Origin of the sequence: Vibrio sp. OPT46, assembly GCF_015163535.1 — a bacterium.
Taxonomy (GTDB): Bacteria; Pseudomonadota; Gammaproteobacteria; order Enterobacterales; family Vibrionaceae; genus Vibrio; species Vibrio alginolyticus.
Genome location: NZ_JADDYG010000323.1, coordinates 19,400 through 33,369, shown reverse-complemented (window position 1 = coordinate 33,369; position 13,970 = coordinate 19,400). Strand labels below are relative to the sequence as shown.

General features: G+C 44.7%; 12 protein-coding genes. 9 read left to right on the top strand and 3 right to left on the bottom strand.

The genetic code is table 11. From position 1 onward, the window contains the following. Window positions 1–428 (bottom strand): tRNA isopentenyl-2-thiomethyl-A-37 hydroxylase MiaE (gene miaE, locus IQR33_RS15465; protein ID WP_228013913.1); only part of this gene is annotated, 428 nt, incomplete at its 3' end. A 97-nt stretch (window positions 429–525) separates the two neighbouring features. After that, on the bottom strand, window positions 526–1,290 hold the full coding sequence (locus tag IQR33_RS15460) for a hypothetical protein (protein WP_005378247.1): 765 nt from the start codon (window positions 1,288–1,290) through the stop codon (window positions 526–528). Window positions 1,291–1,603: 313 nt separating this feature from the next. Here IQR33_RS15460 and cysB point away from each other — a divergent pair, with 313 nt between their 5' ends. Next, window positions 1,604–2,578, top strand: a complete 975-nt coding sequence (gene cysB / locus IQR33_RS15455; protein ID WP_005388967.1) for an HTH-type transcriptional regulator CysB — start codon at window positions 1,604–1,606, stop codon at window positions 2,576–2,578. Window positions 2,579–2,631: 53 nt separating this feature from the next. Next, window positions 2,632–3,828 (top strand): methyltransferase, encoded by a 1,197-nt coding sequence (locus tag IQR33_RS15450; RefSeq protein WP_017634951.1) that lies wholly within the window; start codon window positions 2,632–2,634, stop codon window positions 3,826–3,828. 93 nt (window positions 3,829–3,921) lie between these two features. Here the strand turns inward: IQR33_RS15450 and ald are convergent, their stop codons facing one another. Further along, entirely contained in the window at window positions 3,922–5,046 is a 1,125-nt protein-coding gene (gene ald, locus IQR33_RS15445) for an alanine dehydrogenase (protein WP_005378241.1), read from the bottom strand. 156 nt (window positions 5,047–5,202) lie between these two features. Between ald and lrp the strand changes: the two genes are divergently transcribed. The 7 genes from lrp to IQR33_RS15410 all read left to right on the top strand — a co-directional run bounded on the left by lrp (window position 5,203) and on the right by IQR33_RS15410 (window position 13,864). After that, entirely contained in the window at window positions 5,203–5,697 is a 495-nt protein-coding gene (gene lrp / locus IQR33_RS15440) for a leucine-responsive transcriptional regulator Lrp (protein WP_005378234.1), read from the top strand. Between the two features lie 152 nt (window positions 5,698–5,849). Continuing rightward, window positions 5,850–8,897 (top strand): DNA translocase FtsK, encoded by a 3,048-nt coding sequence (locus tag IQR33_RS15435; protein WP_017634950.1) that lies wholly within the window; start codon window positions 5,850–5,852, stop codon window positions 8,895–8,897. Between the two features lie 61 nt (window positions 8,898–8,958). Then, complete coding sequence (gene lolA / locus IQR33_RS15430) at window positions 8,959–9,585, top strand: outer membrane lipoprotein chaperone LolA (protein WP_017634949.1); 627 nt, start codon at window positions 8,959–8,961, stop codon at window positions 9,583–9,585. Continuing rightward, complete coding sequence (locus IQR33_RS15425) at window positions 9,586–10,941, top strand: replication-associated recombination protein A (protein WP_038889531.1); 1,356 nt, start codon at window positions 9,586–9,588, stop codon at window positions 10,939–10,941. It begins immediately after the preceding gene. A 91-nt stretch (window positions 10,942–11,032) separates the two neighbouring features. Beyond that, window positions 11,033–12,340 carry a serine--tRNA ligase gene (gene serS, locus IQR33_RS15420; protein WP_005437179.1) on the top strand — a complete coding sequence of 436 codons (1,308 nt, stop codon included), beginning with the start codon at window positions 11,033–11,035 and terminating at the stop codon, window positions 12,338–12,340. Between the two features lie 203 nt (window positions 12,341–12,543). Further along, complete coding sequence (locus tag IQR33_RS15415; RefSeq protein WP_017634398.1) at window positions 12,544–13,446, top strand: N-acetylmuramidase domain-containing protein; 903 nt, start codon at window positions 12,544–12,546, stop codon at window positions 13,444–13,446. Further along, window positions 13,436–13,864 (top strand): hypothetical protein, encoded by a 429-nt coding sequence (locus IQR33_RS15410; protein ID WP_031812824.1) that lies wholly within the window; start codon window positions 13,436–13,438, stop codon window positions 13,862–13,864. Before IQR33_RS15415 ends, IQR33_RS15410 begins: the two co-directional genes overlap by 11 nt. Window positions 13,865–13,970: the final 106 nt, after the last annotated feature.

The following is a 13,970-nucleotide window of genomic DNA, read 5'->3' as shown; positions in this document are numbered from 1 at the left end:
TACTCAATTCCACGACTTTCCATGATCTCTAAAACTTGATAAAAGTGGTGTAACTCCTCTTTTATCAAAAGCACCATCTTATCGATCAAATCTTGGCTGTATGGTGAGTCGGACTTAGCCATGATTGACTTAGAAATATTGCTCTTGCCTTTTAAAGTTTCCAATGAGCCTACGTTACGGTAAGCAAAATCTTCGTAGGGCTTAAACCAGTCAAGTAGAGCATGTGAACTGGATTGATCAACGGCATACTTACGAATTAAAAACATGGCAGATTGGCCAGCTTTTAGTTCGCACAGTAGGTGGTCTAACAAAATGGTTTGAAGGTTCTCTGGTTTCTTTGCTTCCTCTACCCATTCATCAGGTGTACTGCATTGCAGAAATTGGTTAATGGGAGCAAGAAGATCTTGATAGGTGTCTAGATTCATCATTTTAGTTTTAGTACTTCACATTTTTATTGGGCATATCCGTTGTCTTGCGGATAGAAAAAAGGCTGCAATTGCAGCCTTTCTTGACCTGAAGTGAATGTTACCACTTTTTCTTCTCGCCGAAGAGTGCTTCCATGTCATTGTCACGCTCTTTGTCAGCAATCTGCTGCATTTCAGCATCGCTTTTATCTTGGCGCTTTTTATCTAAGTCACCCAACATCTCTTCAAGCTTTTGTTTCGCTTGAATAGAATAAGGATCGCTCTTAGTGCTCAAAGCATCGATACCTTTACGCAGCAGTTGAAGCGCGGTGCCTGGTTGGCCACGAGCGATAGAGTCGTTTGCTCTTTTGATGACATTTTCAATGTTGATGCGAATTTGCATCGTTTCCAAGCGCGCATTTTCGGTGACGTAAGTCTGGGTATCCAATCGGCCTTTGTTGTGCTCGTTACGGATAGTGTCGCGAAGTCGTTTAACCAGCTTAAGCATGACGATAGCTTGTTTATCACTACTCGGCATCTTGAAAGTGGTACTCTCGCCAGTAGGACCATTCTCTTTTAGCTGCGTAATCTGCTGCTTCATATTTTCGATACGTTGAGCAAGTTGCTTGTTCTTCGGGTCCAGCTCATGCATGCTCTCTAGCGCGTCAAGAATACGATTGTTTAGACACAGCAACAGCTCTTTACTAAAAGGGATATGGTGCGCATGACCAATCAACTCTTCAGTACCATCTATCAAGGCTACATATCGCGCTGATTCCTGCCTTTTTGCGGTTTCAACTTTAACCTTATATTGCAACATAATGTTATAGCCTAGGATTAACACCAGTAGGATGGCTACCAAAGCGATTATTAAACCAATATTCATATCTTTGCGTCTGCTTTACTTTTCTGCGGCTAGCGTTAAAGAATACATGAATCTTATCTTACTCGGCACCTTATTTGTTTGATTATTTTGTCTCTCCCACGTTTTAGTTACTGATAGAAGTCACATCATAGAACTTCGGTCATTTATTGGCTCAACTTTGTGCATATTGTTTCTTGCTTGAAGATTATTAGTATGTGATTGAGGTATAAGTTAGAAATTGCTGTTCATTTCGATTTGAACGCGTTATAACTAATTATTATATCGCTCGCTTGAGTGGCCAATAAACTCTCTCATGAATAAGTAAGGGATTACGATGAAACTGCAGCAGCTGAAGTATATTGTTGAGGTTGTAAACCATAATCTGAATGTATCTGCAACGGCGGAAAGCTTATATACCTCTCAGCCAGGTATTAGTAAACAGGTTCGGTTGCTGGAAGATGAGTTAGGTATTCAGATTTTTGAACGTAGCGGTAAGCACTTAACGCAAGTGACGCCAGCTGGAGAAGAAATTGTACGTATCTCTCAAGAAATTCTCGCTCGTGTAGAAAGTATCAAAGCGGTGGCTGGAGAGCACACCCATCCAGAAATGGGGACGCTGAATATCACCACGACACATACGCAGGCTCGTTATGCACTGCCAGATGTCATCAAAGGTTTTACTTCTCGTTATCCAAAAGTGTCGTTACACATGCACCAAGGTACACCGTCACAAATGTCTGAGGCGATAGCTAAAGGCACTGCGAATTTTGCGATTGCGACAGAAGCTCTTCACTTATATCAAGATGCCATCATGCTGCCTTGTTATCACTGGAATCGTTCAATAGTTGTGCCTAAAGACCACCCACTAGCGAAGAAAGACAAAGTAACGATCAGTGATCTTGCCGCTTACCCATTAGTCACTTACGTGTTCGGTTTTACTGGTCGTTCAGAGCTGGATACAGCATTCAACCGCGAAGGTTTAACCCCGCGAGTGGTGTTCACGGCAACTGATGCAGACGTCATTAAAACTTACGTTCGTATGGGTATTGGTGTGGGTGTGATTGCAAGCATGGCTGTGGATGAAGAGCAGGACGGTGACTTGGTTGCAATAGATGCGAGCCATTTGTTTGGCGCGAGCACCACGAGCATCGGCTTCCGCCGTGGTACATTCTTACGCTCTTACATGTTCGATTTTATGGAGCGTTTTGCACCGCACTTAACGCGTCCAGTGGTTGAGCAGGCGATTTCGTTGAAGTCTAATGCAGAAATCGAAGAGATGTTTAAAGACATCGAGCTTCCGGTGAGATAACACTTCATTGATGTTTCGATTCCCTCTACAATGCGCTCGTTGTAGGGGGAGCTATGAAAACGCAATTTCAGTTTATTAATGACTGCTTAATCGAAAACCAATCTTTGTGGCGATTCGAGCCTTTTAAAAGCAGCATTCACACATCATTACCTTGGCAGGAGCAACATCCTCGACTGTGCCAATGGCTAGCGTCTCTTACTCCCTCTCAAATCGAAGAATACAAAGCAGCACCAGAACTCGCGTTAAAAGCACTTAGTCCGTTTTTGCCTGAGCTTGAACAACTCGCAGAACTGACTCATTTAGAGCTTTTGTCGTTAAACGGCTTGGAACTCGCTCGTGGTTTAGATAACGGTATTCCGGGACGTAAGTTGGAGCAAATTAGCTCGATGGGTGAAGCTGCAATTCAACAACACTGTGGCGAAGAATGGCTAGAATGGTGCTCAGGTAAAGGTTACTTGGGGCGAATCCTGACAACGCAAACCGATCAGCCTGTAACCAGCTTTGAATACCAACAAGCACTGTGCGATTCGGGGCAACAAGCAGCCAATGAACATCATTGGAAGATGACGTTTATTCAAGGCGACGCGTTTGATAGCAAAGCGAAAGCCGTGTTTAAGCCAACGCAACACGCAGTAGCACTGCATGCATGCGGTGACCTTCACGCTCGTCTAATGCAGTACGGCAGTGAAAATGGGATTGCTGCGATGACCATATCACCTTGTTGTTACCACTTGATTCAGTCGGAACAATACCAGCCGATGTCGGAATCGGGCAGGGCTTCTTCTCTCTCATTGTCTAAGCAAGAACTGCGTATCCCATTACAACAAACGGTGACAGGAGGAGAGCGCGTGCGTCGTCATCGTCAGCAGGAAATGATGTTTCGTCTTGGGTTTGATTTGATCACGCGACAAGCTTTGGGAATGGCAGAGTATCAGCCTGTGCCGAGTATCCGTAAGTCGCAATTAAGTGATGGTTTTGAATCTTTATGTCGCTGGGCAGCGGAGCAAAAAGGCATTGTTCTTCCTCAAGAAATCGATTTCTCTCATTTTGAAAAGTTAAGCGAACAACGCTTCTGGCAAATGGAGAGAATGAGCTTAGTGCAACTTGTTTTTCAACGTCCGTTGGAGATCTGGCTCGCATTAGACAAAGTGCTTTATCTTGAAGAACGTGGTTACCGTGTTAGATTGTCAGAGTTTTGCCCTAAATCGGTCACACCTAGAAATATTTTAATTTGTGCATATAAGATTTAGTTATTCTTTATAGCCAAACGCTCTATATGAAAAAGCCCACTTATGAGTGGGCTTTTGTAAACAAAACGTGACAAGTTATGTTTTATTTTGTCATTAATTAAACATAGCGATAGCTTGAGTTGGTTCAACGTATTCCAAGTCAAAGCTTTCTGCTACTTCTTTACATGTTACTTTTCCGTGAATAACGTTTAGACCTTCAAGGAAGCCTTTGTCTTCTAGAAGTGCTTCGCGGTAGCCTTTATTTGCTAACTTCACGATGTATGGAAGCGTAGCGTTGTTGAGTGCAAATGTTGAAGTGCGAGCAACTGCGCCAGGCATATTTGCTACACAGTAGTGAACCACTTCATCAACGATGTAAGTTGGATCTGCGTGAGTTGTCGCGTGTGAAGTTTCGAAACAACCGCCTTGGTCAATTGCCACGTCAACCACTGCTGCACCAGGCTTCATCTTAGCAATGTGCTCTTTAGTGACCAGTTTAGGTGCTGCTGCGCCAGGAATTAGAACGGCACCGATAACAAGGTCCGCTTCTAGAACATGCTTCTCGATAGCGTCTTCAGTAGAATAAACCACTTTTGCGCGACCTTGGAATTCTTCGTCAAGCTTACGAAGTGTGTCTACGTTACGGTCTAGAATGGTGACGTCAGCGCGAAGGCCAACCGCCATACGAGCAGCGTTTGCACCAACAACGCCACCACCAACGATAACGACTTTTGCAGGTTCAACACCAGGTACGCCGCCTAGGAGCAGACCACGACCGCCGTGCGATTTTTCCAACGTTTGCGCACCAGCTTGGATAGACATCCGACCTGCCACTTCTGACATTGGTGCTAACAGTGGCAAACGACCCATATTATCTGTTACAGTCTCATAGGCTATACAGACAGCTTTGCTCTTGATTAGCTCATCAGTTTGTGGAAAATCTGGTGCTAGGTGTAAATAAGTAAATAAAATTTGCCCTTCGCGGAGCATTGCTCTCTCTACTGCTTGGGGTTCTTTTACTTTTACAATCATGTCTGCTTGCGCAAATACGTCAGCAGCATGAGGGAGAATGGATGCGCCGACAGCGATGTAATCATCGTCTGAAAAACCAATGCCGGCACCTGCATTGGTCTCAACTAAAACTTGGTGACCATGTGAGATGAGTTCTCTCACGCTAGCTGGGATCATACCAACACGATATTCGTGATTCTTGATTTCCTTAGGTACGCCAATGATCATCCTGTATCCTCTTTCTATAATGGTTGTATTAACTGTTAGTAGGGTGTTATTGTCGAATTAATAACTAGTATAGTTATAGATTTGTAAAATTTGGCACCAAATATTAAAAAGTTGTAGTATATTTTTTTGCAAGGAAGTAATAAGGTGGAATAAAAAATGGCAGACAACTATAAAAAGCCGTCCAAGGAACTAGACCGTATCGACCGCAACATTCTTAATGAGCTGCAGAAAGACGGTCGTATTTCAAACGTTGAGCTTTCAAAACGTGTGGGACTTTCTCCAACGCCATGTTTGGAGCGTGTACGTCGCTTAGAGCGTCAGGGTTATATCACAGGGTATACTGCATTATTGAATCCGCAGTTCCTGGATGCATCACTATTAGTATTCGTTGAGATTACGCTAAACCGTGGTGCGCCGGATGTGTTTGAGCAGTTTAACTCAGCTGTTCAAAAGCTAGACGACATACAAGAGTGTCATCTTGTTTCAGGTGACTTTGACTATCTTCTTAAAACCCGTGTATCAGATATGGGTGCTTACCGCCGACTATTGGGCGATACGTTACTACGTCTACCTGGCGTAAATGACACTCGCACATACGTTGTTATGGAAGAAGTGAAACAATCTAACCAGCTTGTGATCAAAACTCGTTAATTTCTTGCAAAGAAAGCGGTATATGCTTCCGCTTTCGCCAGAGAGTAATTGGGTTTTTCTCCTTGATATGGTTAAATCAATTTACCGAGCGGCTTGATGCCGCTCGGAATGTTTTGCAATTTCCTATTTCATTTCCATATTCAAGTTGATTTATGTTCAAAGAGAACGCAAAGAAAGTCGAAACCATTATCAAAACCAGTGAAGAGCCCCAGTCTTCACGCTTAAATGGCTTCCAACGCTTAAAAGAGTGCTGCTTTATCGTTGGCGTTCTTAGCTCGGTATTGCTTGCGGTTGCACTATTTACCTTCAGTCCGGCCGATCCTTCTTGGTCCCAAACCGCATGGGGAGGGGATATCGATAATGCTGGTGGCCTTTTCGGCGCTTGGCTAGCCGATACTCTATTCTTCACATTTGGCTCTCTCGCTTACCCAATCCCTTTCTTGCTAGCGGCGGCTGCATGGGTGATTTGCCGTAAACGAGGAGAAGATGAGCCAATTGATTTCATGCTATGGGGTACAAGGCTGCTCGGTCTTGTCGTCCTTATTATGACCAGTTGCGGTCTTGCCGATATTAATTTTGATGACATTTGGTATTTTTCATCCGGAGGTGTGGTCGGGGATGTGTTGTCTAGCCTCGCTTTACCTACATTGAATGTACTCGGTACCACATTGGTACTGCTGTTCTTGTGGGGAGCGGGCTTTACGCTCTTCACTGGCATCTCATGGCTTAACATCGTGGAATGGCTTGGTGATCGTGCGTTAGCACTAATTGCCGCGCTTGCAAATAAGGCAAGAGGTTCAGAGCAGGAAGTTTTAGAACCTCAGCTTGATGAGTTTGTAGAAGATAAAGTCTCTACGCCTAAACATAATGTAGACCATGAAATTGATGATGAGCCGCTTCCTCATTTAACGGCGTACGATGTCGATGAACCGAAAGAGCCGGCGCCAGCGCATGAGTATCCTATTTATATGCCGCAAGCTAAACCTGATAAGCCTGCGGAACAGGCGATGGTAGAACCGACGCCACCACAACGCAAGGCTACGGTTAATGCTGCGCCAGTTTATTCTGAACCTGAGCCTCAAATACAACCTATCCATACGGTTAACACGGATAACGTTGATCCGCTCTTGGAACGCACCAAGCAACTGAATGTTACGATAGAAGAGCTTGAAGCAGCGGCGCAACAAGCAGATGACTGGGGAACTGAAGAACAGGCAGCCCCATCATTTGCAGACACTTACTCTTCCTATGTAGAGCCACATACAGCTACAGAAGAACCGATCAGTGTTGAACCAGATTATGCGGAGTACGAACAATTTGAAGCAGAGCAAGTACAGCAGCCAAGTATTGAGCATCCTGTACATGAAGAGCCTGCAATTGATTCTGCTGTATTAGATAGCATCACGGCGCAAACGGAATCGAGCCAACATATTGAGCCTACGATCTCTGACTTTGATGTGTTAGATGATGAAGACGAAGTGGAGTCTCAGCCTGCGCAGCAAGTACAGCCAACAACGCCTCATCAGCAAGTTGCAACACCTTCAACAACATTTGAACCTGCACCTCAAAAAGTGGAGGTAGAAGAGGCCCAAGACAACGACCAAGACGTTACCGCATTCCAAGATATGGTTTCCAATGCGCAAGCCAAAGTCGCTGCAACACAAAACCCATTTTTGGTACAGAAAGAAGAAAACTTGCCAGTTCCGGAAGAGCCACTCCCAACGCTCGAGTTGCTTTATCATCCAGAAAAACGTGAAAACTTTATCGACCGTGATGCGTTAGAGCAGGTCGCTCGATTGGTAGAGAGCAAACTCGCTGACTACAAAATCAAAGCCGATGTGGTTGGTATTTATCCTGGTCCAGTGATCACTCGTTTTGAGCTTGATTTGGCGCCGGGGGTGAAAGTAAGTCGTATTTCTGGTCTTTCAACTGACTTAGCGCGTGCATTGTCTGCGATGGCGGTACGTGTCGTGGAAGTAATCCCTGGCAAGCCTTACATCGGTTTGGAACTGCCAAACATGAGTCGTCAGACGGTCTATTTATCTGATGTCATCAGTAGCCCTCAGTTTGAGCAAGCAACGTCACCAACAACGGTTGTGTTAGGTCAAGACATTGCGGGCGAAGCTGTGGTGGCAGATCTTGCGAAGATGCCACACGTGCTAGTAGCAGGTACAACAGGTTCTGGTAAGTCGGTAGGTGTGAACGTGATGATTTTGAGCATGCTGTATAAAGCTGGCCCAGAAGATGTACGCTTCATCATGATTGACCCGAAAATGCTAGAGCTTTCTATTTATGAAGGTATCCCTCATCTTCTTTCTGAAGTTGTGACTGATATGAAAGACGCATCAAATGCTCTACGTTGGTGTGTGGGCGAGATGGAACGTCGTTACAAATTGATGTCGGCATTAGGTGTACGTAATGTGAAGGGCTTCAACGAAAAATTGAAGATGGCAGCAGAAGCGGGCCACCCAATCCATGACCCGTTCTGGCAAGAAGGCGACAGCATGGATACTGAACCGCCATTGCTAGAAAAGCTGCCTTACATCGTCGTTGTTGTTGACGAATTTGCTGACCTAATGATGGTGGTAGGTAAGAAAGTTGAAGAACTGATTGCTCGCTTGGCGCAAAAAGCGCGTGCGGCAGGTATTCACTTAATTCTTGCGACTCAGCGTCCATCGGTTGATGTTATTACTGGTCTAATTAAAGCGAACATTCCAACTCGTGTTGCGTTTACGGTATCGACTAAAACGGACTCTCGTACAATCCTAGATCAAGGCGGCGCAGAATCACTACTTGGTATGGGTGATATGTTGTATCTACCGCCGGGGTCAAGTCATACAACTCGTGTTCACGGTGCATTTGCATCAGATGATGATGTTCATGCTGTTGTAAACAACTGGAAAGCGCGTGGTAAACCGAACTACATTGAAGAGATCATCAGTGGAGATCAAACTCCAGAAAGTCTATTGCCAGGTGAGCAAATGGAAGCGGATGAAGATGTAGACCCGCTCTTCGATCAAGTTGTTGAGCACGTGGTTCAATCACGTCGAGGTTCGGTTTCCGGTGTTCAGCGCCGATTTAAGATAGGTTACAACCGTGCCGCCCGTATTGTAGAGCAGCTTGAGGCGCAGGGCATCGTAAGTGCTCCGGGTCATAACGGTAACCGTGAAGTACTGGCACCTGCGCCACCAAAAGATTAATGAACTTGTGTTACTCACCTCAGTCCAACTGAGGTGAGTGGTTCTAATAATAGGTATCTGAATGAAAAAACTATTTTCAGCGAAACTTTTCTCCGCGCTTGTTTTAAGCTTTTCCCTCTTCTCTACTGCACACGCAGCGTCTCCTAAAGATGAATTAAACAAACGCCTTTCTATGAATGATGGCTTTAGTGCAGATTTCTCTCAGCAGGTTATCAGCCCTGAAGGCGAAACGGTTATGGAAGGAGAAGGTACGGTTGAAATCGCTCGCCCAAGCCTGTTCCGTTGGAGTACAACATTCCCTGATGAGAACCTATTGGTCTCTGACGGTAAGACATTGTGGTACTACAGCCCATTCATCGAGCAAGTGAGCATCTACTGGCAAGAGCAAGCAACAGAGCAAACGCCATTTGTTTTGCTAACGCGTAACCGAGCAAGTGATTGGAATAACTACAAAATATCTCAAAAAGGTGACCAGTTCACTCTCATTCCTACCGCAGTAGACTCCACACAAGGTCAATTCCAGATTAATATTGATGCCAAAGGTGTCGTGAAAGGCTTCAACGTGGTTGAGCAAGACGGTCAAAAAGGTTTGTTCACCTTTAACAACGTGAAGCTGGGTAAACCAAAAGCAGACAGATTCACATTCACAATTCCAAAAGGTGTGGATGTGGATGACCAAAGGAATTAATTGGTAGTGAGTAATTACACATTAGATTTCTCGGGGGACGAAGATTTTCGTCCCCTTGCTGCTCGTATGAGACCGGAAACAATCGAGCAATACATTGGACAGCAGCACATTTTAGGCCCTGGTAAGCCACTGCGCCGTGCGCTAGAGGCGGGTCACATTCACTCTATGATCCTTTGGGGACCACCAGGCACAGGCAAAACGACATTAGCGGAAGTGGCTGCAAACTACGCCAATGCTGAAGTAGAGCGTGTGTCTGCCGTAACGTCTGGTGTGAAAGAAATCCGTGCTGCAATCGAGAAAGCACGTGAGAACAAAATGGCGGGTCGCCGCACCATCTTATTTGTGGATGAGGTGCATCGCTTCAACAAATCTCAACAAGACGCGTTTTTACCGCATATCGAAGATGGCACGGTTACCTTTATTGGTGCGACGACAGAAAACCCATCGTTTGAGTTAAACAACGCATTGCTGTCACGTGCACGTGTCTACAAGCTAACGTCTCTCGATAAAGATGAAATCTCACTGGCGCTGAATCAAGCGATCAGTGACAAAGAGCGTGGCTTGGGCAATACACCCGCACATTTCGCTGATAACGTATTAGACCGCCTAGCAGAACTGGTCAACGGTGATGCTCGCATGTCTCTCAATTATCTTGAGCTGCTCTACGACATGGCAGAAGATAATGCGCAAGGTGAAAAAGAGATCACGCTTAAGTTGCTGGCTGAAGTGGCAGGGGAGAAAGTCTCTCGCTTCGATAACAAAGGTGATATCTGGTATGACTTAATCTCTGCGGTCCACAAATCCATTCGTGGCTCTAACCCAGATGCGGCGCTTTACTGGGCTGCACGTATGATTGCTGCGGGTTGTGATCCTCTTTATATTGCCCGTCGATTACTTGCGATAGCATCGGAAGATGTCGGCAATGCGGACCCTAGAGCCATGCAAGTGGCACTCTCCGCGTGGGACTGTTTTACACGCGTTGGTCCAGCAGAAGGTGAACGTGCGATTGCTCAAGCTATTGTTTATCTCGCGTGCGCTCCAAAGAGTAATGCCGTTTACGTTGCTTGGAAACAAGCGCTAACGGACGCTCATAACTTACCTGAATATGAAGTGCCGCATCACCTTCGAAATGCGCCAACCAGTTTGATGAAAGACATGGGTTATGGGGCTGAGTATCGTTATGCTCACGATGAGCCTGGTGCTTACGCAGCCGGTGAGCAATATTTGCCGCCTGAAATGGGCGATCGTAGGTACTATCAGCCGACAAATCGTGGTCTAGAGACCAAAATCGGCGAAAAGTTAGATTACTTGGCTACTTTAGACGCAAATAGCCCACAAAAGCGCTATGAAAAGTAGGCGTTTTTGGATACATTTGTTCAGTAAATTTTTTTAACGCGTACGCTTGGAAAGTGCGCGTGATTTCACAACAAAAAGCATAGGATTAACAATGCTGGATTCTAAATTACTTCGTACAGAGCTGGATGAAACAGCTGCTAAACTGGCGCGTCGTGGCTTTAAGCTAGACGTAGATACTATTCGTAAACTTGAAGAACAACGTAAGTCCATTCAAGTAGAAGTAGAAAATTTACAATCCACGCGTAACTCCATCTCCAAGCAAATCGGCCAAAAAATGGCGGCTGGCGACAAAGAAGGCGCAGAAGAGATCAAGAAACAAATCGGTACGCTAGGTAGCGATCTTGATGCGAAGAAAGTTGAACTTGAGCAAGTAATGGCTCAACTAGACGAATTCACGCTTTCTGTACCAAACATCCCAGCAGATGAAGTGCCAGATGGCAAAGATGAAAACGACAACGTTGAAATCTCTCGTTGGGGTGAGCCAAAGTCTTACGACTTCGAACTGAAAGATCACGTTGACCTAGGCGAAATGGGCGACGGTCTAGACTTCGCAAGTGCAGTTAAGATCACTGGCGCACGTTTCATCGTGATGAAAGGCCAATTCGCTCGTCTACACCGTGCAATCGCTCAGTTTATGCTAGATCTTCACACTGAAGAGCACGGCTACACAGAAATGTACGTACCTTACCTAGTAAACTCTGACAGCCTATTCGGTACTGGTCAGCTTCCTAAGTTTGGTAAAGATCTTTTCCACACTGAGCCGCTAGTAGAAAAAGTAAACGACGAAGAGCCACGTAAACTGTCTCTAATCCCTACTGCAGAAGTACCTGTAACGAACCTAGTTCGTGACACGATTTCTGACGAAGCGGATCTACCAATTAAGATGACAGCGCACACGCCATGTTTCCGCTCAGAAGCAGGTTCTTACGGTCGTGATACTCGTGGTCTGATCCGTATGCACCAGTTCGACAAAGTTGAGCTAGTACAAATCACTAAGCCAGAAGATTCAATGAACGCACTAGAAGAGCTAACAGGTCACGCTGAGAAAGTTCTACAACTTCTTGAGCTTCCTTACCGTAAAGTGGTTCTATGTACAGGTGACATGGGCTTTGGCGCTCGTAAGACTTACGACCTAGAAGTTTGGGTTCCTGCTCAAGAAACTTACCGTGAGATCTCTTCATGTTCTAACATGTGGGACTTCCAAGCTCGTCGTATGCAAGCGCGTTTCCGTCGTAAAGGCGAGAAGAAACCTGAACTTGTACACACGCTAAACGGTTCTGGTCTTGCTGTAGGTCGTACAATGGTTGCTATCCTAGAAAACAACCAAGAAGCAGACGGCCGCATTGCAATCCCTACAGTACTTCAGAAGTACATGGCAGGCGCAACGCACATCGGTTAACTCATTAACCACTAGAACACCAAAACCCAGCCTCAGTGCTGGGTTTTTTGTTATCTGCGTCGAGTGAAAATACGTTGTTATGTAAATATTGGATGAGGTATTGCATAGTTGACCTAAATTATTGAAAACAATTCTTAATGATATTTTTCTAAGCTTTATTGGGCATGACAATCTCCTCCAAAATTTAAAAAGGAGGTACTTTCATGGCTTCAATAAGAATAAGCGGCTCTGTTGGCTTGGGTGGTAAAAATGTGGATGTTGATATTCGTACGGTACAAAGGTCTATTAACCAATTGCTTGGTTCTTTAAAGGGAGTAAAGGAGCTTAAAGTGGATGGGAAACTAGGCTCTAGACCGGAAAACTCCAAGACTGTCGCCGCAATTAAAGCTTTTCAGAAAAACCTTGTTGGGATGGCTCGTCCAGATGGAAGGATAGATGTGAATGGAAGAAGCCATCGTAAGCTAAATGAGTATTTAAAACGAACACCTGAGACTGCGGTGGCATATACGTTACCCTTGGTTGGCTCAAGAGATGCGTTGACGGACTTGGATTATAGCAAAGTAGCTGAAACTCTTGGATGCGAAGTCGCTGCTATTAAAGCTGTAGCTGAAGTTGAGAGCCGAGGAGAAGCCTACTTTAGCAATGGTAAGCCAAAGATTTTGTTTGAGGCTCATATATTTTCGAGACTCACTTCAAGAGCCTACGATAACAGTCATCCAAGTATTTCAAGTCGGCATTGGAATCGAAGTCTGTACGTTGGTGGTATCTCAGAATACGTACGTTTAAATAAAGCGATTGAACTGAATTCAAATGCAGCAATCCGCTCCGCATCTTGGGGACGTTTCCAAATTATGGGCTTTAATTTCAAGTTAGCTGGTCATGTTACCGCTGAATCCTTTGTTAAAGCTGTATTCGAGTCGGAGAAGAAACAACTTGAGGCTTTTGTTACGTTTATCCAAAAGTCTGGCTTAGGTGAACATATAAGAGATAAAAATTGGGCTGCCTTTGCTCGTGGTTACAATGGTTCTGAGTATCAGAAAAATCAATACGACGTCAAATTAGAAAAGGCTTACAAAAAATATGCTTCGATTAAAAATGCTGCGTAACATTTCTTTGCTTGGACTTATTTTTAGTTCATCTGCTTGTGCTTCCAGCCACACTAATACTGCGCTATTTAAGTGTGATGTTTCACATCCTAACCGTCTAGAAATATCAATAGAAAATATAAACAGTCAGGTTCTACTGTCGGAGCTTAATTTAGGGGGGAGCAGTATTGAAAGAACCTTAGTTATAAAGGACTTTAAATTAGACCAGTATCATCGAGCGTTGGTAGATGAGAAGTCACTGGAATTTAGTATTGGTGAGCGCGTCATATTAGTCAGTGAGTACTTTAGCGAGGAGTTTGGTGAGGTAGAGAAGATACTCAGTGTTACTTTGAGAGAGCCTGAGCAAACGCAGTACTTTGAATGTGAGGAAGGGAGTATGAGTAACCTTGCATTGCTTTTCCATGAGAGTGCCGAATAATCGATTACAGAGTAATTATTACTAAAACGTAATAGTGTTTTCTAATTTACCCTAATTATCTTGTTATTTGTAATCGATATAATCGTCCACCTTACCACGGTAAGTA